General features: G+C 48.0%; 2 protein-coding genes. Both read right to left on the bottom strand.

Annotated features, from left to right (window positions below; all coding sequences use genetic code 11):
* On the bottom strand, positions 1 to 365 hold a 365-nt coding region (locus Q0590_RS37185; protein ID WP_302042757.1), incomplete at its 3' end, for a hypothetical protein.
* Between the two features lie 29 nt (positions 366 to 394).
* Positions 395 to 1,815, bottom strand: a 1,421-nt coding sequence (locus Q0590_RS37180) for a hypothetical protein (RefSeq protein ID WP_366970892.1), incomplete at its 5' end; no start/stop codon positions are given.

Raw genomic sequence — 1,815 nt, 5'->3', positions numbered from 1 at the left:
CTGATATGCACCGTATTTTTCTCACCAGTTACTGCCACCAACGATACTTTTACCGCATTGCCATTAAAGTAAGCTGAACTATATTGCCAGTTTTCCAGGTCCTGTTTATGCAGCTCCTGTTTGGCTCCGTCCGCACCTTCCAGCAGCAGGTAACTGTTTTCGCCCAGATGGGTGCCTGTAAAGTACAGGCGAAGCGAAACCGCACTGGCGTAGCTTACCTGCGTAAGTACTTTCAGTTCCCTTTCTTTCAGGCTATCGGCCCCTTGCTCAAACCGGAAGCTATACGGAACCATCTTCTGGGCCATACCGGGAATGGCTGCTATACAAACCATTCCCAGTAATATAAGTATGCTGAGTTTTTTCATCATCAATAGGTATTTAAATAGACCAGGAATTATTGCAGACTAACTAATACCAGGACCAGTCCGTTTCCTTCCTCCAGCGAGGTCATGGCTTTGCCAATGATGGCGCCTTGTGCCTGCTGCGGATCAGTCACTTTCATAGCCTGCCCGGTTGTAGGCGAAGTGGTAAGCAGATCACCGGGACGAATAGCTCCATACGTGGCATCTACCCGGCAATAGACCCGGCCGGTAAGGGCTACCGGATGCTGCCCGTTGGCCAGTGTACCTGCTTGGCCCATCAGCATACCTGGCTGTACATCGCCGGCTCCACTTACAATACCGGCTACCGTTTTATCATAGGCCTGGTTTGATATCCGTAATTGGCCTGGCTTTTGGGGGTCAATGCTTACTACAGTGCCAGGAAGTAGTGTTTCGCTGGCAGTAACATCAAAATGTTCAGCTAAATCTGCTCCACCGGTGATTTCAAGGATTTTTGTGCTGATCGTGCCATTTACCTGTAAGGTTTTGGAAGGCGTAGTGAGACCAATGCCCACATTGCCGGCAGGGGTTATGACCATCGTAGCATCGGCTGAATTATTGGTTTTAGAGAAAACTAATTTTCCGGCTCCGGCTGCCCAGCCACTGTTGGCTACACCGATTCTCCAGGCGCCTCCCCCACTTCCGGAATTGATCAGTTTTAATTGCATATCGGTATTGGAGGCAATATTGAGCCGGGATTCGCCATCGTTGGTATTCACTTTTACTTTGCCCCCGCCATTGGCCAGCACAATATGGCTGGACTTGATATGATTCAAAAACAAATCTGTATCGCTTTCAATCTGATTTCCATCCATATGCAGGCCATGGGTGGTACTGCCTACTTTGGACCATAGCCGTAAAGCGCCTTGATAGATGTCGTTAATAACTGTTTTTTCCACATTGGCACCATAAATATTGAGTTGTGTAGGGGTAGTTATTGAGGCCCCCAGCTTGGTAATGCTTCCGCTAAGAGAGAAAAGCTCTACATTGTTATTCCTGATCTTAAAAGCGCCTTCATTGGCAAGCGTCCAGGTGGTATTGGTGTTGTTGGAAAGCACTCGTCTCAGTTCGATACCAGCCGTCTGGCTTGAGGCCTGGGCACCTCCCGTAGAACCTACTCGCAGATAGGTGCTACCGGTATTGCTATAGATATCCAGGTTACGCGCCGGAGTAGAGGTGCCGATGCCTACTTTTACTGATTGCGTTACATACAAGTTATTACTGTTTTTGAGCCATGCTGGCGTGGTGTTGTCTTGTAAGCCCTGGGCATACAGCTGAGCTGAACCCAAAAAGAAGAGAGAGGAGGCACCAAAAAGTGCTACAAAATGTAAATTCATCTTTTGCATTGTGTTAGAAAATAAATTGTGAATAAGGGAGTAGGGGATGGTTGAGAAATATTGGGCATAGCCTACCTGGTTCAGGTACTTATGCCCTG

This window comes from Rhodocytophaga aerolata, from assembly GCF_030503435.1.
In the GTDB taxonomy this organism is placed as follows: domain Bacteria; phylum Bacteroidota; class Bacteroidia; order Cytophagales; family 172606-1; genus Rhodocytophaga; species Rhodocytophaga aerolata.
The sequence above is the reverse complement of the archived record's forward strand: the minus strand, read 5'-3'. Positions and strand labels throughout refer to the sequence as shown.